General features: G+C 68.9%; 19 protein-coding genes. 7 read left to right on the forward strand and 12 right to left on the reverse strand.

The features are described 5' to 3' along the window. Positions 1-39 precede the first annotated feature (39 nt). Both L2U69_RS11000 and L2U69_RS11005 read right to left on the reverse strand, forming a co-directional pair. The gene (locus tag L2U69_RS11000) at positions 40-1,266 is read right to left on the reverse strand and encodes a glycerate kinase type-2 family protein (RefSeq protein WP_236106851.1); all 1,227 of its coding nucleotides are present in this window, start codon (positions 1,264-1,266) and stop codon (positions 40-42) included. Positions 1,267-1,276: 10 nt separating this feature from the next. Then, entirely contained in the window at positions 1,277-2,173 is an 897-nt protein-coding gene (locus tag L2U69_RS11005) for a DMT family transporter (RefSeq protein ID WP_236106852.1), read from the reverse strand. 124 nt (positions 2,174-2,297) lie between these two features. Between L2U69_RS11005 and L2U69_RS11010 the strand changes: the two genes are divergently transcribed. Beyond that, on the forward strand, positions 2,298-3,248 hold the full coding sequence (locus L2U69_RS11010; RefSeq protein ID WP_236106853.1) for a mitochondrial fission ELM1 family protein: 951 nt from the start codon (positions 2,298-2,300) through the stop codon (positions 3,246-3,248). Here L2U69_RS11010 and L2U69_RS11015 read toward each other — a convergent pair. After that, complete coding sequence (locus tag L2U69_RS11015; RefSeq protein WP_236106854.1) at positions 3,226-5,688, reverse strand: hybrid sensor histidine kinase/response regulator; 2,463 nt, start codon at positions 5,686-5,688, stop codon at positions 3,226-3,228. The two genes, L2U69_RS11010 and L2U69_RS11015, sit on opposite strands and share 23 nt — an antisense overlap. A 140-nt stretch (positions 5,689-5,828) precedes the next feature. Between L2U69_RS11015 and L2U69_RS11020 the strand changes: the two genes are divergently transcribed. From L2U69_RS11020 to L2U69_RS11035, 4 genes are read left to right on the forward strand one after another with little or no spacing between them, the layout of a single operon-like run. After that, the gene (locus tag L2U69_RS11020; protein WP_236106855.1) at positions 5,829-6,122 is read left to right on the forward strand and encodes a DUF1244 domain-containing protein; all 294 of its coding nucleotides are present in this window, start codon (positions 5,829-5,831) and stop codon (positions 6,120-6,122) included. 29 nt (positions 6,123-6,151) lie between these two features. Then, positions 6,152-7,516 (forward strand): ActS/PrrB/RegB family redox-sensitive histidine kinase, encoded by a 1,365-nt coding sequence (locus L2U69_RS11025; RefSeq protein WP_236106856.1) that lies wholly within the window; start codon positions 6,152-6,154, stop codon positions 7,514-7,516. 1 nt (position 7,517) lies between these two features. Then, complete coding sequence (locus L2U69_RS11030; RefSeq protein ID WP_236106857.1) at positions 7,518-8,072, forward strand: ActR/PrrA/RegA family redox response regulator transcription factor; 555 nt, start codon at positions 7,518-7,520, stop codon at positions 8,070-8,072. A 52-nt stretch (positions 8,073-8,124) separates the two neighbouring features. Then, positions 8,125-9,213: a hypothetical protein gene (locus tag L2U69_RS11035; RefSeq protein WP_236106858.1), complete on the forward strand. Its 1,089-nt coding sequence runs from the start codon at positions 8,125-8,127 to the stop codon at positions 9,211-9,213. 58 nt (positions 9,214-9,271) lie between these two features. Here the strand turns inward: L2U69_RS11035 and L2U69_RS11040 are convergent, their stop codons facing one another. From L2U69_RS11040 to L2U69_RS11050, 3 genes are all read right to left on the reverse strand, one after another. Then, a complete protein-coding gene (locus L2U69_RS11040; protein WP_236106859.1) occupies positions 9,272-10,396 on the reverse strand; it encodes a ferritin-like domain-containing protein in 1,125 nt (374 codons plus the stop codon). A gap of 153 nt (positions 10,397-10,549) precedes the next feature. Next, complete coding sequence (locus L2U69_RS11045) at positions 10,550-12,163, reverse strand: DHA2 family efflux MFS transporter permease subunit (RefSeq protein WP_236106860.1); 1,614 nt, start codon at positions 12,161-12,163, stop codon at positions 10,550-10,552. Positions 12,164-12,198: 35 nt separating this feature from the next. After that, complete coding sequence (locus L2U69_RS11050) at positions 12,199-13,269, reverse strand: HlyD family secretion protein (protein ID WP_236106861.1); 1,071 nt, start codon at positions 13,267-13,269, stop codon at positions 12,199-12,201. 183 nt (positions 13,270-13,452) lie between these two features. On the opposite strand from L2U69_RS11050, the gene L2U69_RS11055 reads away from it, so the two are divergent. Both L2U69_RS11055 and L2U69_RS11060 read left to right on the forward strand, forming a co-directional pair. After that, entirely contained in the window at positions 13,453-14,100 is a 648-nt protein-coding gene (locus tag L2U69_RS11055) for a TetR/AcrR family transcriptional regulator (RefSeq protein ID WP_236106862.1), read from the forward strand. 88 nt (positions 14,101-14,188) lie between these two features. Next, the gene (locus L2U69_RS11060; RefSeq protein ID WP_236106863.1) at positions 14,189-16,720 is read left to right on the forward strand and encodes a cation:proton antiporter; all 2,532 of its coding nucleotides are present in this window, start codon (positions 14,189-14,191) and stop codon (positions 16,718-16,720) included. A 4-nt stretch (positions 16,721-16,724) separates the two neighbouring features. Here the strand turns inward: L2U69_RS11060 and L2U69_RS11065 are convergent, their stop codons facing one another. Genes L2U69_RS11065 through L2U69_RS11090 form a run of 6 tightly spaced genes read right to left on the reverse strand, consistent with a single transcriptional unit; the run spans position 16,725 to position 21,214 of the window. Beyond that, positions 16,725-17,363, reverse strand: a complete 639-nt coding sequence (locus L2U69_RS11065) for an HAD-IA family hydrolase (protein WP_236106864.1) — start codon at positions 17,361-17,363, stop codon at positions 16,725-16,727. Between the two features lie 6 nt (positions 17,364-17,369). Beyond that, positions 17,370-17,666 (reverse strand): HPr family phosphocarrier protein, encoded by a 297-nt coding sequence (locus tag L2U69_RS11070; RefSeq protein ID WP_236106865.1) that lies wholly within the window; start codon positions 17,664-17,666, stop codon positions 17,370-17,372. Next, positions 17,663-18,070, reverse strand: coding sequence for a PTS sugar transporter subunit IIA (locus L2U69_RS11075; protein ID WP_236106866.1), 408 nt, complete (start codon positions 18,068-18,070; stop codon positions 17,663-17,665). The genes L2U69_RS11070 and L2U69_RS11075 overlap by 4 nt, the downstream gene beginning before the upstream one ends. Positions 18,071-18,092: 22 nt before the next feature. Next, positions 18,093-19,013, reverse strand: coding sequence for an RNase adapter RapZ (rapZ, locus tag L2U69_RS11080; RefSeq protein WP_236106867.1), 921 nt, complete (start codon positions 19,011-19,013; stop codon positions 18,093-18,095). After that, positions 19,010-19,507, reverse strand: coding sequence for an HPr kinase/phosphorylase (locus L2U69_RS11085; protein ID WP_236106868.1), 498 nt, complete (start codon positions 19,505-19,507; stop codon positions 19,010-19,012). The genes rapZ and L2U69_RS11085 overlap by 4 nt, the downstream gene beginning before the upstream one ends. Positions 19,508-19,537: 30 nt before the next feature. Continuing rightward, positions 19,538-21,214 (reverse strand): sensor histidine kinase, encoded by a 1,677-nt coding sequence (locus L2U69_RS11090; protein WP_236106869.1) that lies wholly within the window; start codon positions 21,212-21,214, stop codon positions 19,538-19,540. Positions 21,215-21,223 lie beyond the last annotated feature (9 nt).

The raw sequence follows: 21,223 nt of genomic DNA on the forward strand, positions 1-21,223 counted from the left end.
CGCCGGCCCAGGTCCCGCACCATGGCCAAAGGATGACCGTCAAGTTACGGCGAGAACCCTGAAATCATTCAGATTCGTGCGCGTCGGCCCGGTCGTCACCAGGTCGCCCAGGGCTTCGAAGAAGCCGCGGCTCTCGTTCCGCGCCAGCATGGCGGCGGGATCGAGACCGAGGGCGCGCGCCCGGGCCAGCGTGTCCGGACCGATGCGCGCCCCGGCATCGTTGGAGGCGCCGTCGATGCCGTCGCTGTCGCAGGCGAGCGCGGTCACGCCCGGCGCGCCGTCGAGGGCGATGGCGAGCGCCAGCAGATATTCCTTGCTGGGACCGCCGAGACCGTCGCCGCCGACCGTGACCGTGAGTTCGCCGCCCGACAGGATGACGGCGGGGCCCCGCGTCGCCAGCGCGAGGCGGGCATGATCCTCCGCGACCTCGCGGGCCTCCCCCTCCACCCGGTCGCCGAGGTCGACGACGCGAAAGCCGGCGGCGCTGGCCGCCCTCGCGGCGGCGGCCAGCATGTCGGCGGGCCGGAGGACGGTGGCGAGATCGAGGGCGCCGAAGCGGCCGTCGCCCGGCTTCGGGGTTTCAGAGGCGGGATCGTTCAGGTGGCGGACGACGGCCGGTGGCACCGCTATGTCCCAGCGCGCGAGCACGGCGCGGGCCTCCGCCAGGGTGGACGGGTCGGGCACGGTGGGGCCGGAGGCGATCACGGCGGGATCGTCCCCCGGCACGTCGGAGACCGCCAGGGTGACGACGGGGGCGGGCGCCGCCGCCAGGGCGAGGCGCCCGCCCTTGATGGCGGAGAGGTGCTTTCGCACCACGTTGATCTGGCCGATCGGGGCGCCGGCGCGCAACAGGGCGCGGTTCACCGCCTGCTTGTCGGCCAGGGACAGGCCCGGCGCCGGCAGGGCCAGCAGGGCGGAACCGCCGCCCGAGATCAGCGCGATCACCAGATCGTCGGGCCCGAGGCTCCGGACCGCCTGCAGGACCCGCCGCGCCGCCGCTTCGCCGGCATCGTCGGGCAGGGGATGGCCGGCTTCGACGACGGCGATCCGCCCGGCCGGCATGCCGTGGCCGTGGCGTGTGACGACCAGGCCCGACAGCGGCCCGTGCCAGGCGCCGTCGAGGGCGGCGGCCATGGCCCCCGCCGCCTTGCCGGCGCCGACCACCACGGTTCGCCCGCGCGGGCGTGGCGGCAGATGGCGGAGCGTGGCGGCGCCGGCATCGGCGGCGCCAAGGGCGGCGGCGAAGAGCTGGTCGCGGATGTCCATCCCCGCCCCGTCAGGTACCCCGGCGCGCGATCAGGATGCCGGCCATGACCAGGATGGCGCCGAGAGCCTGGATCGGACCCAGTGCTTCGCCCAGCATGATCCAGCCGAGCAGGGCGGCCGCCAGCGGCTCCACCAGGATGACGAGGGAGGAGAAGCCGGCGGGCAGATGGCCCATGGCTTCGGCGATCAGACCCTGGCCCGCCGCCTGACTGATCCAGGCGATGGCGAAGAGGATCAGCCAGCCGTAGAGACTGTCCGGCAGGATCCGCTCGCCGGCCAGGAGCGCGATCGCCAGCAGGGCGGCGGCGGTGACGACGCTCGACCACAGCATCAGGCGCGCGGCGTCGATCCGGTTGCGCAGGTCCTTCACCGCGACCAGATAGCTGCCGAAGAAGACGGCCGTGATCATCGCGAGACCGTCGCCCAGGACATGGTCCGTACTGACGGTGAAACTGGCGCCGACCAGGCAGGCGGCGCCGGCGAAGGTCAGCACCAGGCCGGCGAGGAAGATCGCGCGCGGGCGTTCGCCGAACAGCAGCCAGGCGCCGACGACGACGAAGATCGGCGCGAAATTGGCGAACAGGGTCGAATTGGCGACATTGGTCAGATGGATCGACCAGTGCCAGGTCGCGAGATCGCCGGTGAACAGCAGCCCGGCGAGGACGAGGCGCCAGCGCGCCGCCCGGTCGAGGCGCGCATGGCCGCCGCTCCGCCGGCCGGCGGCGACGGCCCAGAGATGGAACAGCGGAACGGCGAGCGCGACGCGCCAGAAGGCGGTGGCCAGCGGCCCCAGTTCCGACAGCCTGACGAAGATCGGCGAAAAGCCGATGGCGACGGCCCCCAGCACCAGGGCGGGCAGGGCCCAGCGCGGGGCCGGCGGGCGGAGGGAAAGGGCGGGCGCGGTCATGTGCCCTTATAGCGAAGCCGCCCGACGCCGCCTATCGGGATCGGGAAATGCAGGCTTGTGCGGCGAGAGGGGCTCGCTACCCTTGCCGCCGGATTCTCAACGCGGCGCAGTCTAGGGCATGTCCATGGTCGATTCCGTCTGGTGCCTCAGCGAAGGCTACGCCGGCATGGAGACCCAGGTCGTCGGCCTTGCCGAGGCCATGGGTCTGCCCCATGTGGTGAAGCGGGTGCGCGTGCGCCGGCCCTGGGACTGGCTGCCCGGCCGGCTGTGGCCCGTGCCGCTCAGCGCGCCGACGGCCGACAGCGATCCCCTGGCACCGCCCTGGCCCGATCTCGTGATCTCGACCGGCAATGTCGCCGCCCCCCTGGCGGTCGCGATCAGGCGCGCCAGCGGCGGGCATTGCCGCCTCGTCCATCTGCAGAATCCCAAGATGCCGCTTCGTCTGTTCGACGTCGTGGTGGTGCCCCGCCACGACCGTCTGTCGGGCGACAACGTGGTCGAGACGCGGGCCGGGCTGCACCGGGTCACGCCGGCCAAGATCGCCGAGGGGGCGGATTTCTGGCGCGACCGTTTCGCCCATCTGCCCCGGCCCCTGGTCGGCGTGCTGATGGGCGGCTCGAACCGGCGCTATCGGCTGGATGCGCGGGCGGCGGCGGATCTCGGCGCCGGTCTCGCGAAGGCGGCGGAAGCGGCGGGGGCCGGGCTCGCGGTGACGCCGTCCCGGCGCACGGCGCCGGCCGCGCTGGAGGCCATGCGCGCGGCGCTGGGCGCGCGGCCGCGCTTCATCTGGGACGGCAAGGGCGACAATCCCTATTTCGGCCTGCTCGGCCTGGCCGACCATCTGGTGATCACGGCCGATTCGGTCTCGATGATTTCGGAGGCGCTGCTCACCGGCAAGCCGGTCCATGTCGCGCGCCTGCCCGGGCGTTCGCGCCGGCTCGGCCGGTTCGTCGAGGATCTGGTGGCGGACGGCTACGTGCGCTGGTTCGAGGGGGCGTTCCCGGCCTTCGGCTATGCACCCCTCGACGAGATGCCGCGCGTCGCGGCGGAGGTCAGGCGGCGCCTCGGTCTTTGAGGTCGTCGATCTGGGCGAGCGTCGCCTGAACCACGAGATCGAACAGGTCCAGCCGGCTCGCGGCCTCCGCCGGGGTCAGCGCGCCGGGGCCGTCGAGGCGGATGCTGCGGGCGACATTGGCGATGCCGTGGGCTCCCAGTTGCGAGGCCATGCCCTGAATCGCATGGGCGGTCTCGCGCAGTTGCAGGGCGTCGCCCGCCAGGGTGAAGCGATGCAGCTTCGCCCCCTCGACGTCGAGGGTGGCGCGGAAGGAGGCGACGAGTTCGTCGATCGCGGATTCGTCCATCACCGCGCGCAACTCCTCGATCTCGCGGCGGTCGAACTGGGGATCGCTGGCGCTGAGCTGACGCAGGTCGGCCGGCAGGGTCACGCGCCCGTCCGTCACCACCAGGCGGGGTTTCTGCGGTGACTTGCCGCGATTGGCCGCGTGCAGGCGGAGCAATGTTTCCTCCAGCGCGTCCCAGTCGACCGGCTTGGTCATCACCTGGTCGAAGCCGGCCCTGGTATATTGCTCCACCTCGCTGCTCAGCACGTCGGCGGTCAGGGCCACCACGGGGGGCAGGGCCTCGCCCGCGTCCTCGCGCATCTGGGCGAGCGCGCTCGGCCCGTCCATGACCGGCATGCGCATGTCGAGCAGAACGAGGTCGAAACTCTGGCGCCGCCGTTCCTCGACCGCGCGCCAGCCGTTCTCGACCACGACGACGTCGAAGCCCCGGCGGGTCAATTGCTCGCGCACCAGGAAGCGGTTGATCTCGTTGTCCTCCGCCACCAGGACGCGGGGGCGTTCCGCGAAGGCCTCGCCGGGCCGGCGCTGTCCGCCGTCCGCCGCCGCCATCGTCTTCGCGACCTCGTCGGGCACGGTGGCGAACCGTGCCGTGAACCAGAAGCGGCTGCCGTTGCCGAGCGCGCTGGTCAGGCCGATCTCGCCGCCCATGGCCTGGACCAGGCGCTTGCAGATGGCGAGGCCGAGACCGGTGCCGCCGAAGCGCCGCGAGGTCGAGGCATCGGCCTGCACGAAGGGTTCGAACAGCATGTGCTGGGTGGTGCTGGACATGCCGATGCCGGTGTCGCGGACCGAGAAGCGCAGGACCTGCGGATCGCCCCCCCGCACGGCGACATGGACGTGGATCTCGCCGCTCTCGGTGAATTTCACCGCATTGGAGACGAGATTGATGAGGATCTGGCGCAGCCGCGCGGGATCGCCGCACAGCCGTATCGGCACGTCGTCGTCGATCACCAGGGACAGCACGATGCTCTTTTCCTCGCAGCGCGCGCGATAGAGGTCGACCGCGGATTTCACCGTCTCCCGCGGATCGAAGGGCACGGTCTCCATGACGATCGCCTCGGACTCGATCTTGGAGAAATCGAGCACGTCGTTCAGCACGTCGAGAAGGGCATGGGCCGAAGTGTCGAGCACGCCCAGATATTTGCCCTGGCGGCGGTCGAGGGTGCTCTGGCGCAGCAGGTCGATGGTGCCGAGCATGCCGGCCATGGGGGTCCGCAATTCATGGCTCATCATCGCGAGGAAGCGCGACTTGCTGACGCTCGCCGCTTCCGCCAGACGGTGAGCGACGCGGAGCGCCTGTTTCTTGTTCTCGCTGTCCCGCAGTTGACGATAGAAGGCGAAGCCGCCGACCGTCATGAGCAGCAGGATCATCGCGAAAAGCGCGACGAAATAGACTTCCTCGCGCCACCAGCGTGCGATCGAGGTCCCGCGCGAGGCGGTGAGATAGAGCGTGAGGCCGAGGCGCGACAGGGGCGCCTCGCCGACGAAGCGGGCGTCGCCGTCCAGGCCCTCGTCGATGGCGCCGATGCCGCCGCCGTCGAGGATGTCGCCGATGGCGATGCCCCGGGGGTTTGTCCGGGCCAGCACGGTGCCCCGGTCGTCGACCAGGGTGACGACCGAGGTCTGGCGCCGCAGGACGGATTGATAGACCTGGGCGAAATAGTGCGGGTCCAGGGCGCCGACCACCAATTCGCCCCCGGCGAGGCGGTGGGCGACCGGGATCACCGTGCGGCCGTCCTCGGTCGCGACGGGACGGCCGATGGCGGGATAGCCCGCTTCGGGCGTCGACGGCGGCTCCCGCCAGTCGGCCCGGCTCAAGTCGGCGGGCAGGATCAGGCCCCGACCGGTGGAGGCGATCCGCCGCCCTTCGGCGTCATAGACCGCGAGCGCGATGACGCTGGGACTGATGGTCGCGCGCTTTTCCAGCGCGTCGACCAGGTCCGATGGCGACAGGCGGTCGCCGAGAAGGGAGGCGGCGGCGCCGATGATGCCGTCGACCGCCTCGAAATTGCGCGCCGTCCAGTCGCCCAGGATGGAGGCGCCGATCACCGTGTCGGTGCGCGACGTCTCCAGCCGGTCGCCGAGGGTGATGGTGAGATGGGTGGCGAAGAGGGCGCAGACGAGAAGCGCGAACAGCGTCAGGCGCCGCATCATCTGTTGCAGCGCTGGATTTCGGGGCCGGTCCCGCCGGTTTGCGGTCCCGTTCATTTGATCGCGACGACCGGTTGCATGGCGTCATCTTCGTGGGCAAAAGTTAACCAAGTCTCTCGGTTCAGGGACACAAGGAGTCGAAAATGGACGAAGCCACCAGAACGGCACTCGAAGCCGCCGCCTTTCGCCGTCTCGTAGGCCACCTGCGCGAGCGGACGGACGTTCAGAACATCGACATGATGAATCTGGCCGGCTTCTGCCGCAATTGTCTCTCGAACTGGCTGAAGGACGCGGCCGACGATCAGGGCGTCGACCTGAGCAAGGACGAGGCGCGGGAAGCCGTCTACGGCATGCCCTACGGCGAATGGAAGGCGCGCTTCCAGCGCGAGGCGACGCCGGAACAGCGCGCCGCCTTCGACGCCAAGGCGAAGGCGTGAACCGGCCCGGCCGGGGAGCCTAGGCGGCCATGGCGGAAGGATTACCGCTGCCCGCGCGGTTCGACGAGATGGATCACCCGGCCGCTTCCCTGACCAAGGCGGCGGCGGGCGCGCCGCTGCGGCTTCGCACCCTGATGCTGCTGCGCTGGCTGGCGGTGGCCGGGCAGGTGGGGGCGCTGGTCGTGGTCGCGGCCGTGCTCGGCTTTCCGGTCGCGATGCCGGCGCTGCTGATCCCGATCGCGGCCTCGGTCCTGCTCAATATCGTCCTGCATTTCGCCTATCCGGTGACCAAGCGCCTGTCGGATCGCGAGGCCGGGCTCTATCTCGCCTATGACGTGCTCCAGCTCGCGGCGCTGCTCTATCTGACCGGCGGGCTGCAGAATCCCTTCTCGTTCCTGATCCTGGTGCCGGTGACGATCTCGGCGACGATCCTCGATCTCGGGCTCACCATCGGCCTCGGCGCGCTGGCCCTCGCCTGCGTCACCCTGCTGTCGGTCTTCCATCTGCCGCTGCCCTGGCGGGGCGAGCCCTTCGATCTCGACCCGGTCTACATGGTCGGGATCTGGACCAGCCTTGCCCTCGGCATGGGCTTCATCATCACCTATGCTTGGCGCGTGGCGGCGGAGGCGCGGCGCCTGGCGAGCGCGGTGAGCGCGACGCGCGACGCGCTCGCCAAGGAACAGCAATTGTCCGCCCTCGGCGCCCTGGCGGCGGCCGCCGCCCATGAGCTGGGCACGCCGCTCGCCACCATCGCCGTCGTCACCCGCGAACTGGCGGATGAATTGGGCGACGGCCCCCATGGCGAGGATCTGGCCATCCTGCGTTCCCAGACCGCGCGCTGCCGCGAGATCCTGTCCCAACTCTCGCGCCGGCCGGAGGACATGCGCGACACGATTTTCTCGGTCCTGCCGCTCACCACCCTCGTGGAGGCGGCGGCGGCGCCGCATCTGCGCATCGGCCCGCGCTTCGAGATCGAGGCGGCGGGCGACGGCCCGGAACCCCTGGTGCATCGCGCCCCGGAGATCATCCACGGTCTCGGCAATCTGGTGGAGAACGCCATGCGTTTCGCCGCCGAACAGGTGACCATCACCATCGACTGGGATGCGGACGAAGTGGTGGTGGTGGTGGGCGACGACGGGCCGGGCTTTTCCGCCGAAGTCCTCGAATCGCTGGGCGAGCCCTATGTGACGACCCGAAAGGGCGAGGGGCTGGGCCTCGGCGTCTTCATCGCCAAGACCCTGATCGAGCATTCGGGCGGCCGAATCGGCTTCTTCAACCGGGTCGATCGCGGCGCGGAGGTTGCCATTCGTTGGCCCAGGGGCATATTGGACATAGGTGAAGCGGCAGGCGGCGGTGCCGCCGCCGTGACCGTTGACGGTCGGGAGATGAAGTAGAATGGAAACGACACCGGCCCCGTCCGTCGATCCCGGCAAGACCCTGCTGCTGGTCGACGACGACGACATTCTGCGCGAGCGTCTGGCGCGTGCGCTGACCAAGCGCGGCTATGCCGTGACCACCGCGGGCTCGGTGGCCGCCGGCATTGCCGCCGCCCGCGGCCAGCCGCCGCGCTATGCGGTCTGCGATCTCCGCCTCGCCGACGGCAATGGCCTCGACGTGGTGGCGGCCGTGCGCGAGACTAATCCGGACGCCCGCATCGTCATGCTGACCGGCTACGGCAATATCGCCACCGCCGTCGCGGCGGTGAAGGCCGGCGCCCTCGACTATCTGGCGAAACCCGCCGATGCCGACGATATCGACGCCGCGCTCCAGGCCTCGGGCGACGAGTTGCCGGCGCCGCCGGAACGGCCGATGTCGGCGGACCGGGTGCGCTGGGAACACATCAACCGGGTCTATGAACTGTGCGAGCGCAATGTCTCCGAGACGGCGCGCCGCCTGAACATGCACCGCCGCACCCTGCAGCGCATCCTGGCCAAGCATTCGCCGCGTTGACGTTGACGATCGGGGGGCGGCGACGGGTGAGCGCCGGGGGGAACGCGACTTCATGAATCGGCTTGCAAGGGCGCTGGCGCTGCTTCTCGTCGCCGGCCTGCCGCTGTCGGGCTGCGGCCTCGACCTCGATCTGCCGGCGATCAGCCTCGGCTACGGCTATGACGTCGACGCCGAGGTGCAAGCGCCGCGGATGCCGGACATGCCGCCGCCGGTCCTGCCCGGCCGCTATCGCCTGATCATTCAGGCGGCGGGCCTGAAGACGGCGGTGGCGCCGGCCGCCGTCAACTGCAATGCCGATTATCTGCACGTGGATGCCGGCCCCGCCTTCCGCGGGATGGTGACCCAGAGCCTGGGGCGCCTGACCGGCGGTGTGGAAATGGCCGACGCCCTGCTGCCGGCGACGGAACTGCGCCGTCTCGGCCTTGCCGGGCAGATCGTGGTCAATGCCGACGCCCTGACCCCGCGTCTCGACTTCGAGCGGCGCTTCTCGATGGAACGGCGCCATTTCTTCGAGATCTGGCACGCCGCCTCGACCGCCGAGGTGGACATCGCGGCGACGATCCACGTCCAGCGCGCCACGGGCGCGGTGCTGACCACGCGCATCGCCGCCAAGACGACGCGGCGCAACGACGACGGATGGGCATGGGCCTGCGACAATGGTGCGGAAGCCCTGGCCATGGCGGCGGAGGCGGCGGTCGGCCAGATCCCGTCCCTGCTGACCGACCGTTTCGCCAGCCTGGAGCGGCCCGGCCACGCGCGCTGGCAGGTGGTGACGCCGAATGGCCCGGCCACGGGGCTTGCAGGCCGCCTGGCGGGGCGGACCCTGGACCTGCATTCGGTCGGCCTGGTCAGCCGCCAGGTGACGGATTACTTCGACGAAGAATGGCGTATGGTCCGGCGCGAGGGCCTGTGCGACACCACCGGGCGCTGGTCGGTGCGCGAGGGCGGCGGCGCGCCGCTGCTGTGCATGGAACTGTCGGGCCAGAAACCCGAATGCGTGAAGGTCGCGGGCACGGTCGAGGCCCCGCGCTATCTGGCGGCAGACGGTTCGGTCTTGCTCGAAACCTGGCGCAATCGCGCGGGCAATGCCGAGGCCTTCGACCTCGAGGCGCCGCACTGCCGGAAGCAGATCCCCTATTGAGCGCAAAAGAAACGGCCGCCGGCTCGGGGGCCGGCGGCCGTCATGGGGTAAGCCTTACTCAGGCGACCGCTTTGCCGAATTTCTTCACGCCGCGGCTCTTGTTGATTTCCTTCAGGTATTCGATGCCTTCCTCGGCGATGGCATCGCCCACCATGTAGTCGCCTTCGGCCTTCAACTGGACCATATCGACATATTGCTCGTAGAACCACTTGGTTCTGTCGGTGATGATGCCGGCGTTCAGCAGGGTCTTGATCAGCACGCGGAAGATGTCGGTGCCGTCCTTCATGCGGTCGCGGCGCAGGTCGTCGGTCGCGGCTTCGAGGACGGCGGCCTGGACCCAGGCGGGATCGAGGCCCAGGCGCTCGTAGATCCAACCCTTCTGGTCGGGCGAGACCAGGTTGAAGAACAGCGACTGGAAGCAGTTGAAGGCCCAGTCCTCCACCTTGTTGTGCTCGTCTTCCGAGAGCTTCGGCATGGTGCGGTCGGCCCAGATCTTGCCGAACTTGTGGTGGAACGCCTCGTCCGTCATGACGAGCTGGGTGACGCGCTTCAGCAGCGGATCATAGGTCTTCGAATGCAGCATGGCGAAGGCCCCCATGGCGAGACCTTCCACCAGCATCTGCATGCCGACCAGCTTCTTGTAGACTTCCTCCGCCAGCACAAGTTCGGTCAGCAGGTTGCCCAGGATCGGACCCACCGGCGCCGGCTTGCCCCAGCGCGCCTGGATGTAGCGGGTGAAGGCGGTGACGTGGCGCGCCTCTTCCCGGGCCTGGTTGGCGGCATATTCCTGCGCGCCCGGATCGACCAGGATGTGGCACAGGCTGGCGGACAGGCCCAGCGCGCCCTGCTCGCCGTGCAGGATCGACGACAGCGACCAATGGGTGTTCATGTTGACGAGCTGAATCTTCTGCTTTTCGTCCAGCTTGTCGGCCACCGCCGACTGCAGCTCGACCATCAGGTCGAAGGGCAGCAGCGGCTCGTTCTCCATGTCGAACGGCTGGCTGAAATCGATATAGGCGGTGTCTAGCGGATCCCAGAAATGGTCGTGGGTCGCGGTGATGATCTTGTCGAAGGCGTTGGAGCGCTGGCCGTAGCGGTCGACCGCGATCATGGCCCCGAAATCATTGGGGCGGACCGTGTTGTAGGCCGAGTCCTTGGTAATCTGTGAAACGAGTGCATTCATGACCGTTTCTCCCTCCGTGCTTCGTTGTTGTTCATTTGAAGCGATCTGATTTTCCGTCAGGCTACGCTTCATGCCGGAGGGTGGCAAACAAAAATACGAACGCCCCTCATATTTTGACGGCCCTCATAGATTGGCGGCGGCCCCCGAGGATGCTCAATGATCGGCGACGGGGCCCGCGCCGGGCTTCGGCAGACGCATCAGGGGGATGAAGGCCAGGATCACCACGAAGATGATGCTCATGACCAGCAGCACGTCGGTGAAGGCGAGCACATAGGCTTCGCGCATCGTCATCTGGCGGACGAGGGCGAGGGCGGCGGCATCGCCGTCGATCGTGCCGCCGGCGAGGTCGGAGAGATGGGCGGACAGCCCCTCCATGGTCTGGCTGACCACGGGGCGGGCGGCATTCACCGATTCCGACAGGCGCGACATGTGATGCGCCAGGCGGTCCGTCAGCATGGTGTTGATGATGGCGAGGCCGAAGGCGCCGCCCGTATTGCGCATGAGATTGTAGAGGCCCGAGCCGTTCTTCATCTGCCACGGCTCGAGAACGCCGAGGGAGAGCATGTTGGCCGGGATCATGCACGCCATGATGCCGAAGCCGCGCACCGCCTGGGGCACCACGAAAGCGGCGAAATCCGACTGCGAGGTCAGGAAGGAATTGAGGTAGACGCCGAGCGAGAAGGCGAAGAGCCCGAAGCCCAGCACCGCGCGCGGATCGAAGCGCCGGGCCATGATGCCGACGATCGGCGTGGCGAGGAACTGGCACGCCCCGGTCACCGCCAGCACGGTGCCGATGTGATAGCTGTCGTAGCCCGTGACCCGGCCGAGGAACAGCGGCAGGACATAGACCGAACCATACATGCCGAAGCCGATGGCGAAGGCGACGGCGCAGCCGACCGCGAAATTGCGGTTGGAAAAGACCCGGAGATCGATCACCGGTCGGGCGAAGGTGAAGGCGCGCCAGAAGAACCAGATCCCCCCGACCACGGCGAGGGCCGAGAAGAAGGCGATCTCGTCCGACTGGAACCAGTCGTTCTTGGCCCCTTCCTCGAGCACGAACTGGAGGGAGCCGAGGAAGATCGCCACCGCCGTGATGCCGGCGAGATCGAATCCGCGCAGCAGCTTCAGGTTCGGCTTGTCGATGTCCATCAGGGTGGCGGTCGTCAGCGTCACCAGGATGCCCGGGCCAATGTTCAGGAGGAACAGCCAGTGCCACGACAGCGCGGAGGTGATCCAGCCGCCGAGCGTCGGGCCCAGCGTCGGCCCCATGGTCGCGATCAGGCCCATGAGGACGGAGGCGCGCGGATTGTTCCGCCCGAGAACGGTGAAGGAGGTGGCGAAGACGGTCGGGATCATCGCCCCGCCCAGGAAGCCCTGGAGCACCCGAAAGGCGATCATGGATTCGATCGACCAGGAAAAGGCGCAGGCGAAGCTGGCGATGGTGAAGCCGCCGCAGGAGACGACGAAGAGCCAGCGCGTCGACATCACCTGGCTCAGCCAGCCCGACAGCGGAATGATGATGACTTCGGCGATCAGGTAGGACGACTGCACCCAGCCGATCTCGTCCGGCGCGGCGCCCAGCCCGGCCTGGATCTCGGACAGGGAGGAGGCGACGATCTGGATGTCCAGGATCGCCATGAACATGCCGACCACCATGACGAAGAAGCCGATCAGGTGGCGGCGTTCGGGCTTCGGGTCGCCGGACGAGGCGGCCGCCGCCGTGGGGGATACGGCCTCCGGGGGGGAGGAGGCGTCGGCGACGGCCATGGGAATTCCGTTACGCTCGCGTCAGGGCGCGGTGATCAGGGCTGCGCGTTGTCGGCCACTTCCGACGGCGCGGGCACATAGGCGACCGCCGCCGGTTCGACCGAGGTGTCGACGGTGACGACCACCGACAGGCCCGGCACCAGACGGGCCGGATATTCGTCGAGATGAATCTTCACCGGCACGCGCTGCACGACCTTGGTGAAATTGCCGCTGGCGTTTTCGGGCGGCAGCAGGCTGAACAGGGCACCGGACGCAGGGCTGAAACTTTCGATCTTGCCGTGCAGGGTGACGCCCGGCAGCGCGTCGACCGAAACCTCGACCGGCTGGCCGGCACCCATGTCGGCCAGTTGGGTTTCCTTGAAGTTGGCTTCGATCCACAGGTCCTGGACCGGCACGATCGACAGCAGCACGGCGCCCGGCCGCGCATATTGGCCGGCGACGACACCGCGGTTGCCGACGACGCCGGCGACGGGGGCGCGGATCACCGTATCCTTCAGGTCCTCCTCGGCCAGCGCGAGCTGGGCTTCGGCGCGCTGGCGGGCGGCCTTGGCTTCGACCAGCTTGGTCTGCATCACCGCCTGTTCGGCCTTCTGCACGCCGACATTGGCGGTGGCGCTGGCCAGCGCGGCGGCGGCCTTGGCGCTGTCGGCCCTGGAGGTGTCCAGCTTCTGGCGCGTCGCGTAATCGCCGGTCGCCAGCTTGCTCATGCGGGCGAGGTCGCGGGACGCGCGCTCGGCCTCCGCCTTGGCACTGGTTTCCTGGGCTTCGGCCATGGTGATGCGCAGCACCTGCTGCTCGATCTGGCTCGACAGGGTGTCGATGTCGGCGGCGGCGGCGGCGGCAGCGGCGCGCGCCGCGTCGGCCGTGGCGCGATAGCTCGAGTCGTCGATGCGCAGCAGCACGTCGCCGGCGCGGACCAACTGGTTGTCGGACACCATGACCTGCGCCACCACGCCCTGCACGCGGGTGCTGATGGGCGCGATGTCGGCATGGACATAGGCGTCGTCGGTCGAAACCAGATGGCGGGTGAGGTACAGCCAGCCAGCGAAGGCGAGGGCGGCGATCACGAAGCCCCCCAGCAACCCGTATTTCACCTGCGGCTTCATCGCGCCCTCGTTCCCGGAATAAACTGTACTGAACCGTTCAGTTCAGTCTATATAGCACCAAGACGGCGCCTTGACATCTATTGCCGCCATGCAGCATTCGCATGGCAGGATGGTCCGGGCGACGCGGGGCCGAAACGCCGCGCGGACGCGACGGCAAGCCGAGGATTCGGCGAGAGTAAGGACATGAAGGACGATAGTGGAAAGGATCCCGGCTGCACCGGATCCGCCAAATACGAACAGGTGATGACGGCGGCGGCGGCGCTGTTCCTCGACCGCGGCTTCGCCGGCACCTCGATGGACGCCGTGGCGCGGGAAGCCGGGGTTTCCAAGGCGACGGTCTATGCCCATTTCGCCTCCAAGGAGGATCTGTTCGAGGCCATGGTGGCGCGCGGCTCGGCCGAACGTTTCGCCAGCCTGATGCATGCCGATCTCGACTCGCTCGATCCCGAGCAGGCGCTGTCGCGCATCGCCCATGAATTCCTCGGCGTGCTGACCAGCCCGCAATCCCTGAAGACCATGCGCGTGGTGATGGCCGAGGCCGGGCGCCGGCCGGACGTCGCGGCGCGCTTCTACCGGGCCGGGCCCGCGCGGGTGGTGGCGGCGCTGACCGCCTATCTCGAACGCGCCAAGGCGCGCGGCGCCCTCGACATCGACGATCCGCGCATCGCCGCCGAACTCTTCTTCGGCATGATCCGGGGCGATCTGCACATCCGCCGCCTGCTCGGCCTCGCCGACTCGCCCGACGCCGCCGACGTCGCCCGCCTCGCCGATGCCGCGGTGGCGAGCTTCCTGCGCGCCCATCTGCCCCGTCCGGGCGGTGGAAAGGCCTGAAAAACAAGGCGGTAGCGTCAAGGTCCGGTGACAGCTTCCCGCGCGATGCTCTAATCTCGCGACGCTTGGGAGGAGAGACCGCGCGCACATGAGCACCATCGTCGGCACCGTATTCGCCATCGCCGGTCTGCTGGCCCTGATCAGCATCCTGCCCGCCGTCGCGCGGCGCCTGTCGGTTCCCTACAGCGTCGTCCTCGCCCTGGTCGGCATCGCCGTCGGCGTGCTGTCCTCGGCCGCCGGCGCCTCGGCCATCGACGGGCCGGTCGGCGACATGCTGCAGGAGTGGCGGCAGTTCACTTCCAGTTCCGTCGTCTTCCTGGTCGTCTTCCTGCCGATCCTGCTGTTCGAAGCCTCGCTCGGTATCGATGCGCGGGAATTGTTCGAGGATCTGGTGCCCGTCCTGCTGCTTGCCGTCGTGGCTGTGCTGGCGGCGACGGTCTCGGTCGGGTTCGCGCTTTCCTATGCCGGGCCCTTCGGGCTCATTCCCTGCCTGTTGCTGGCCTCGATCATCTCGACCACCGATCCGGCGGCGGTGATCGCCATCTTCCGCGATCTCGGCGCGCCCCGCCGCCTCTCCCTCCTGGTCGAGGGGGAATCGGTGTTCAACGATGCCGCCGCCATCACCGTCTTCACCATGCTGATGGCGGCGCTGACCCGGGGGCAGGATCTCGACGGCATGTCGGGGCTGTGGCTGTTCCTCGGCCATTTCGCCATCGGTCTCGGCATCGGCTTCGGCTTCGGCCTGATCGCGACATGGCTGGTCCCCTTCCTGCACGACAACCGCCTGTCGGAACTCACGCTGACGGTCGGTGGCGCCTATCTCGCCTATATCCTGCCGGAGCATTACCTTCAGGCCTCGGGCGTCGTCTCGGTCGTCGTCTTCGCGCTCGCCTTCGGGGCGCTGGGGCGGACCCGCATCGCGCCCGACAATTGGCGCCACCTGCATCATTCGTGGCAGACGCTCGGCTTCTGGGCCAATTCCCTGATCTTCGTGCTCGCCGCCATGCTGGCGCCGAAGACGCTCGCCACCATCACGGTGCAGGACGTCGTCCTCCTGCTGGTGCTGGTCGCGGCCGCGCTCGCCGCCCGCGCGCTGGTCATCTTCGGGCTGATGCCGCTGGTCACCGCCGTCGGTCTCGCCCAACGGGTGACGCCCGCCTATAAGGCGGTGATCGTCTGGGGCGGCTTGCGCGGTGCCGTCACCTTGGCACTGGCGCTGGCGGCGACCGAGAACCCCTGGCTCGATCCGGATCTGAAGCGCTTCATCGGCGTTCTCGCCACCACCTATGTGCTCTTCACCCTGCTGGTGAACGGCCTGACCCTGAAGCCGCTGATCCGCCTTCTCGGCCTCGACAGGCTGTCGCCCAGCGACGTCGCGACCCGCGACCGGGTCATGGCGCTGAGCCTCAATCAGGTGACGGCGAAGACGGCGGAACTGGCGCGCGAGCACCGGATCGACGACAAGGCGCTGAAGAAGGTCACCTCCTATTACGAGCGCCGGCTGGCGGAACTCGAACTCGCTTCCAGCCTGGAGCCGGCGCGGGGCGGCGGCGAGGATGTCGGCAATGCCGGCCTCGTCACCCTGGCCCGGCGCGAGCAGGCGGTCTATCTCGCCATGTTCGAGAACCGGGTGATCGGCCGCGACCTGGTGGTGCCCCTGGTCTCCATGGCGGCGCGCCTCGCCGATGCCGCCAAGGCCGGCGGGCGCGCGGATTATGCGCGGGAAGCGCAGGCCGTGCTCGGCTTCCGGCCCCTGCTGCGCCTCGCCCTGGTGCTGCAACGCCGCCTCGGCTGGAACCGGCCGCTGGCGGTCGCCCTCGAGGCGCGGCTGGAGCGGTTCCTGATCATGCAGTCGGCGCTGCGCGAAATGGCGTTCTATGTCCGCCGCACCCTGGCCCCGGTGTTCGGGCCCGAGGCCGCCGACCTGCTGTTCGAGACGATCGAGACGCGGATCGCCGGCCTGGTGTCGGCGATCGACGCCCTGAAGCTGCAATACCCCGAATATGCCGGCGAGCTGGAGACCCGCTATCTCGCCCGTGCCGCCATGGGGCAGGAAGCGATCGCCTACAACGAGATGGCGGAGGAGGGCGCGGTCTCGACCGAGATCCGCGACGCCCTGCTGCGCGATCTCGACACCAGGCGCACCTTGATCAGCCGGGCGCCGCGCCTCGACCTGCGCATGACGCGGGCCGACCTCATTCGCCGGGTGCCCATCTTCGCCGGCCTGGACGAGGAACGCCGCGCGTCCCTCGCCGGCATGCTGCGGCCCCATCTGGCGGTGCCGGGCGAGCGTATCATGACCACCGGCGAACGCGGCGACACGATGTATTTCATCTCGTCCGGCGCCCTCGAGGTCGCCTTCGGCGGCCAGAAGATCAGGCTTGGTTCCGGCGCCTTCGTCGGCGAGATGGCGCTGCTGTTCGACCGGCCCCGCAACGCCGACGTCACCGCGCTCGCCTATTGCCAGTTGCTGGAACTGACCCGCCGCGACTTCGAGCGCCTGATGGCGACCGACGACGGCGTGCGCGAGGCGATCCGCGCCGCCGCCGAGGAACGCGCCCAGGCGCAATCGCAGGCGACGCAGCCCCAGGCCGCCGGGGCCCCGGCCTCGGGACGCTAGGCGTTCAGCGGAGTTTCAGATCGAGGATCGCTTCGAGATCGCTGAGCGCCTGGACCGCGGCGGTCACCTTGATGGTGTGCATGCCCATCGCCTTGGCGGGCTTCAGGTTCACGCCCAGGTCGTCGAGATAGACCACGCGAGCGGGATCGACGGCCATGATCTCGCAGGCCATGGCATAGAAGCGCGGATCGGGCTTGCGCACGCCCACACGCCGGCTCTCGATCACCGCTTCGAATTCGGCCATGACCGCGCCGATCTCCGTCTCATAGGCGGCGCCTGCACCGGCATCGTTCACGTTGTTGGTGAGGCAGGCGGTGCGGTAATGGCGTTTCACCCGGCGCAGGGCCTCGACCATTTCGGGGCGAAGGGCGCCGTGGATGACGGCGACCACGTCGCGCCCGCGAAGCTCGATGCCCAGCGCCGCCGCCTCGGCCGCGAAGGCCGCATCGAAACCGTCGAGGTCGATTTCGGAACGTTCGAAGCGGGCCCAGGCGTTGCTGTCCGGATCGGTCGCATTGATGCGGCGGATGGTGTCGGCGGGCAGACCGCGCGCCGCTTCCAGCACATTGAAGGCTTCGAAGGGCGACGTGAGGATGACGCCGCCGAAATCGAAGAACACGGCGTCGAAGGCGGGATTGGGCATGGCGCGCTATTCGTCTTCGTTGAAGCGGTTGTCCACCAGTTCGGCCAGCGCGGTCAGCGCCGCCTCGGCTTCCGGCCCGGTCGCCGAGACGTCGATGGTGGTGCCCTTGGCGGCGGCCAGCATCATCAGGCCCATGATCGAGGTGCCGGTCACGACGGCGCCGTCCTTGGTGACCAGAACCTCGGCGTCGAAACGGCTGGCGGTGGTGACGAATTTCGCCGCCGCGCGGGCGTGCAGGCCGCGCCGGTTGCAGATCTTCAACTGTCGGGTGGGGGCGGTGGGATCGTCTTCCGCGATGCTCACGCCTGTTCCCCCGCGAGCATGGCCGAGGCGACGGAGATATATTTGCGCCCGGCCTCCTGGGCGGCGACCAGGGCGTCGGCCAGATCCATCTTGCTGCGCACGCTGGCCAGCTTGATCAGCATCGGCAGGTTGACCCCGGCAACGACTTCCACCCCCGGCCGCTCCATCACGGAAATGGCCAGATTGGAGGGGGTGCCGCCGAACATGTCGGTCAGGATGATCACCCCCTTGCCCCGGTCGACGGCGGCGACCGCATCGACGATGTCGCTGCGGCGCTGCTCCATGTCGTCTTCGGCACCGATGCAGATGGCCCTGACGGCCTGTTGCGGACCGACGACATGTTCCGTCGCCGCTATGAACTCTTCGGCCAGGCGACCATGGGTCACCAGTACGAGGCCGATCATGGCTCCATTCGACAAGTCAACCTCAAGCGAACAACGTATCGCGATGTATGACCGTGACGCGATGACCGCTTTCGCGCAAGACCCCGCCGACACGTTCCGCCATAAAGACCGACCGGTGGCGCCCCCCGGTGCAGCCGAAAGCCACCGTCAGATAGGATTTCCCCTCTTTCTGGTAGAGCGGCAGGAGAAAGGTCAGCATGCCTGTCACATGCTGATCGAATTCCGGAAATACGGGATCGGCGGCGACATAGGCCGCCACCTCGGGGTCGCGCCCGGTGCCGGGGCGCAGTTCCGGCACCCAATGGGGGTTGTCCAGGAAGCGCACGTCGAACACCAGATCGGCTTCGCGCGGCAGGCCCTTCTTGTAGGAGAAGGACATCATGGTGACCGACAGGCCGCCGACCGAATCGAGGGGGTAGCGCTGCTTGATCAGGCGCTTCAGGTCGTTGGTCGTCAGCAGGGTGGTGTCGATGACGTCGTCCGAATCGTCGCGCACGTCCGCCATCAGGCGCTGTTCGAGGGCGATGCCGTCGCGCACCGGCCGGTCCTCCGCCATGGGATGGCGGTGGCGGGTCTCGGTATAGCGCCGGGCCAGGACGTCTTCCGCGCAGTCGATGAAGGCGACCTGGAGGTCGAGGTCGGCCCTCTCCCGCAGCGCCTCCACCCGGCGCAGGAACTGTTCGGCGGAAAAGCCGCGGCTGCGGATGTCGACATTGATGGCGACGCCGCGCGCCGGATGCTCCTCGCCGGGGGAAAGCAGGGCGGTCAGGAAGGCGAGGGGCAGATTGTCGATGGTCTCGTAGCCGAGATCCTCCAGCGCCTTCATGGCGGTCGACTTGCCGGCGCCGGAGAGCCCGGTCACCAGCACGACGACGAGGCGGTCGGCGGGCGCCACGGTCTCCTCCTCGTCCTGCGAAGCCTCGGGCGGAAAATACTCGTTCATCGAATCACCTCGACGGCGCCGGTGGCGGCACCCAGCGCCAGCGCGACCTTGAAGGCGGCGGACGGCTCGAAAGGGGTAACGGCAATCTGTGACAGGCGCATGTCGCCGACCATGGCCTCGGCCGGGGTCGGCATGCGTTCCAGGGCTTCGGGCGCCACGAGATCGACGACCAGTGCCAGGGGGATCTCGTCGACCGCCGTCATCGCGACGATGCCGAGGCCGCGGACCTCGATCCTGCCGCGAATCGCCGCCGGCGCGCTGGCCAGCAGCGTGTCCCGATCCCGCTTCAGAACGACCTGATCGTCGGCCACGAGGCGCGCGCCCCGTTCGATCAGGCGGAGCGCCAGATCGGATTTGCCCGCCCCCGACGGCCCGCGCAGCAGGACGCCGTGCGGCCCGAGGGCGACACAGGTGCCATGAAGGAGGAAAGAGGCGGCGCCGGACATGGCGCCAAGGTGCGACGGGACCGTGGCGGCGTCAATCGACCACCTCATCCGGTCATCCGGCTCATCCGGCCGTCCCGCTCAATCGGTCATCGGGGCCGAAGGTCGGTTGCCGCGCCGCCGCCCGCCGCCGTTCGAGGGCAGCGGCAGGGCCACGGTGAAGCACGCCCCCGCGACTCTGCCGTCGTCGCCGATACGGTTGCTGACCTCGATGGTGCCGTCGTGACCTTCGACGATCTGGCGCACGATGGCGAGGCCGAGGCCCGAATGGCTGCCGATCTGTTCGTTCGGCCGCTCGGTATAGAAACGCTCGAAGATCCGGCTCAGCGCCTCCTCGGGAATGCCGGGGCCGTCGTCCGTCACCGTCGTCACCAGATGGTCGTCCCGCCGGGTGAGGCCGATGGCGACCAGGGCCCGGCCGTCGGGCCGGTCGCTCGTCGCCGGCGAGAAGGAGATGGCATTGTCGATCAGATTGCGGAACACGCGGCCCACCTGCTCGCCGGATCCGACCACGGCGACGCCCGCCGCCTCCGGCGCCACATCGAGTTCGAAGCGCGGCCAGCCCGCGCGGTCGAGGTCGGCATAGGTGTCGACGAGGCCCGTCAGCAATTGTTCGAGGATGATGGGACTGCGCTTGTCGCGGGCCATTTCGGCGTCGAGGCGCGAGGCGTCGGAAATTTCGGATATCAGCTTGTCGAGGCGGCGCACGTCGATCTCGATGATTTCGGCCAGGCGCCGCTTGGCATCCGGATTGTCGGTCCGGGCCCAGGCCTCGATCGCGCTGCGGATCGACGACAGCGGGTTCTTCAATTCGTGGGCGACGTCGGCCGCGAAACTCTCGATCGCGTCGATCCGCGTGTAGAGGGCGTTGGTCATCGCCTGCAGCGCGACCGAGAGGTCGCCGATCTCGTCGCGGCGTTTCGAGAAATCGGGGATCTTGGCGCGGATGCCGCGCCCCGCCTTCACCCGGTCGGCCGCTTCGGCCAGGCGGTGCACGGGGCGCGCGATGGTGCGGGCCAGGAAGAAGGACATCAGCACCGTGACCGCCAGGGCGACGCCGAAGACCTCGAGGATCGCCAGGCGTTCCGCGCGGATCGCCTGATCGATTTCCCGCGCCTCGACCGAGAGCACGAGTGCGCCGAGCACCTTGCGAAAGCGTGTGACGGGAATGGCGACCGAGATGTGGGGCGTCCCGTCGGCCGTCGACCGCTCGACCATGCTCGACGTGCCGGCCAGCGCCGCCACCGCCTCCGGATAGTCGCGGGCGGACTGCAGCGGATAATCCTGGTAGAGCGGGCGGCTGCGCCCGGCGGGCAGTAGCGGCTCTATCAGGTCGTAGAGGGTTTCGAGAAAGCCCGGCCCGGCGTCGGGCGGCGGCAGTTCGACACGGCGCACCTGGGCGTCGGGGCGGAGCTCGTTGGTGTCGGCGATCAGGCGGCCGGCGTTGTTGAACAGGCGTGCGCGCGTCGCCGTCGGGTCGGTCAGGCGCCACAGCAGAAGGCGCGCCGGCACGACGTCGAGGTCCGTCGCCTCGGGGCCGGACGAGGCGGCGAGGCCGAGCGCGCCGGCGATGATCTCACCCTGGGTCTGCAGCGATTCGGCGCGCTGGATGACCAGGCTGTCGCGGAACTGATCGAGATAGAGCACGCCGCCGACCAGGACGCCCAGCGCGACGATGTTGACCGCAAGGATGCGCCGCGTCAGGGACGAGAAGGGACCGCGCCCGCGCGGCCTTGGCCGCGCGGGGACTGGGAACACGGTCCTTGG

The organism is Zavarzinia marina (assembly GCF_021568905.1).
GTDB classification, from domain to species: domain Bacteria; phylum Pseudomonadota; class Alphaproteobacteria; order Zavarziniales; family Zavarziniaceae; genus Zavarzinia; species Zavarzinia marina.

Excerpts from the sequence above, each read along its gene's own strand:
- L2U69_RS11075 (WP_236106866.1), bottom strand. The coding sequence starts at position 18,070 with ATGATCGGCCTCGTACTGGTGACCCATGGTCGCCTGGCCGAAGAGTTC.
- L2U69_RS11085 (WP_236106868.1), bottom strand. The coding sequence starts at position 19,507 with ATGAGGTGGTCGATTGACGCCGCCACGGTCCCGTCGCACCTTGGCGCC.
- L2U69_RS11050 (WP_236106861.1), bottom strand. The coding sequence starts at position 13,269 with ATGAAGCCGCAGGTGAAATACGGGTTGCTGGGGGGCTTCGTGATCGCC.
- L2U69_RS11025 (WP_236106856.1), top strand. The coding sequence starts at position 6,152 with ATGGCGGAAGGATTACCGCTGCCCGCGCGGTTCGACGAGATGGATCAC.
- L2U69_RS11045 (WP_236106860.1), bottom strand. The coding sequence starts at position 12,163 with ATGGCCGTCGCCGACGCCTCCTCCCCCCCGGAGGCCGTATCCCCCACG.
- L2U69_RS11015 (WP_236106854.1), bottom strand. The coding sequence starts at position 5,688 with ATGATGCGGCGCCTGACGCTGTTCGCGCTTCTCGTCTGCGCCCTCTTC.
- L2U69_RS11005 (WP_236106852.1), bottom strand. The coding sequence starts at position 2,173 with ATGACCGCGCCCGCCCTTTCCCTCCGCCCGCCGGCCCCGCGCTGGGCC.
- L2U69_RS11040 (WP_236106859.1), bottom strand. The coding sequence starts at position 10,396 with ATGAATGCACTCGTTTCACAGATTACCAAGGACTCGGCCTACAACACG.
- L2U69_RS11000 (WP_236106851.1), bottom strand. The coding sequence starts at position 1,266 with ATGGACATCCGCGACCAGCTCTTCGCCGCCGCCCTTGGCGCCGCCGAT.
- L2U69_RS11065 (WP_236106864.1), bottom strand. The coding sequence starts at position 17,363 with ATGCCCAATCCCGCCTTCGACGCCGTGTTCTTCGATTTCGGCGGCGTC.
- L2U69_RS11035 (WP_236106858.1), top strand. The coding sequence starts at position 8,125 with ATGAATCGGCTTGCAAGGGCGCTGGCGCTGCTTCTCGTCGCCGGCCTG.
- L2U69_RS11055 (WP_236106862.1), top strand. The coding sequence starts at position 13,453 with ATGAAGGACGATAGTGGAAAGGATCCCGGCTGCACCGGATCCGCCAAA.
- L2U69_RS11030 (WP_236106857.1), top strand. The coding sequence starts at position 7,518 with ATGGAAACGACACCGGCCCCGTCCGTCGATCCCGGCAAGACCCTGCTG.
- L2U69_RS11010 (WP_236106853.1), top strand. The coding sequence starts at position 2,298 with ATGGTCGATTCCGTCTGGTGCCTCAGCGAAGGCTACGCCGGCATGGAG.
- rapZ (WP_236106867.1), bottom strand. The coding sequence starts at position 19,013 with ATGAACGAGTATTTTCCGCCCGAGGCTTCGCAGGACGAGGAGGAGACC.
- L2U69_RS11060 (WP_236106863.1), top strand. The coding sequence starts at position 14,189 with ATGAGCACCATCGTCGGCACCGTATTCGCCATCGCCGGTCTGCTGGCC.
- L2U69_RS11020 (WP_236106855.1), top strand. The coding sequence starts at position 5,829 with ATGGACGAAGCCACCAGAACGGCACTCGAAGCCGCCGCCTTTCGCCGT.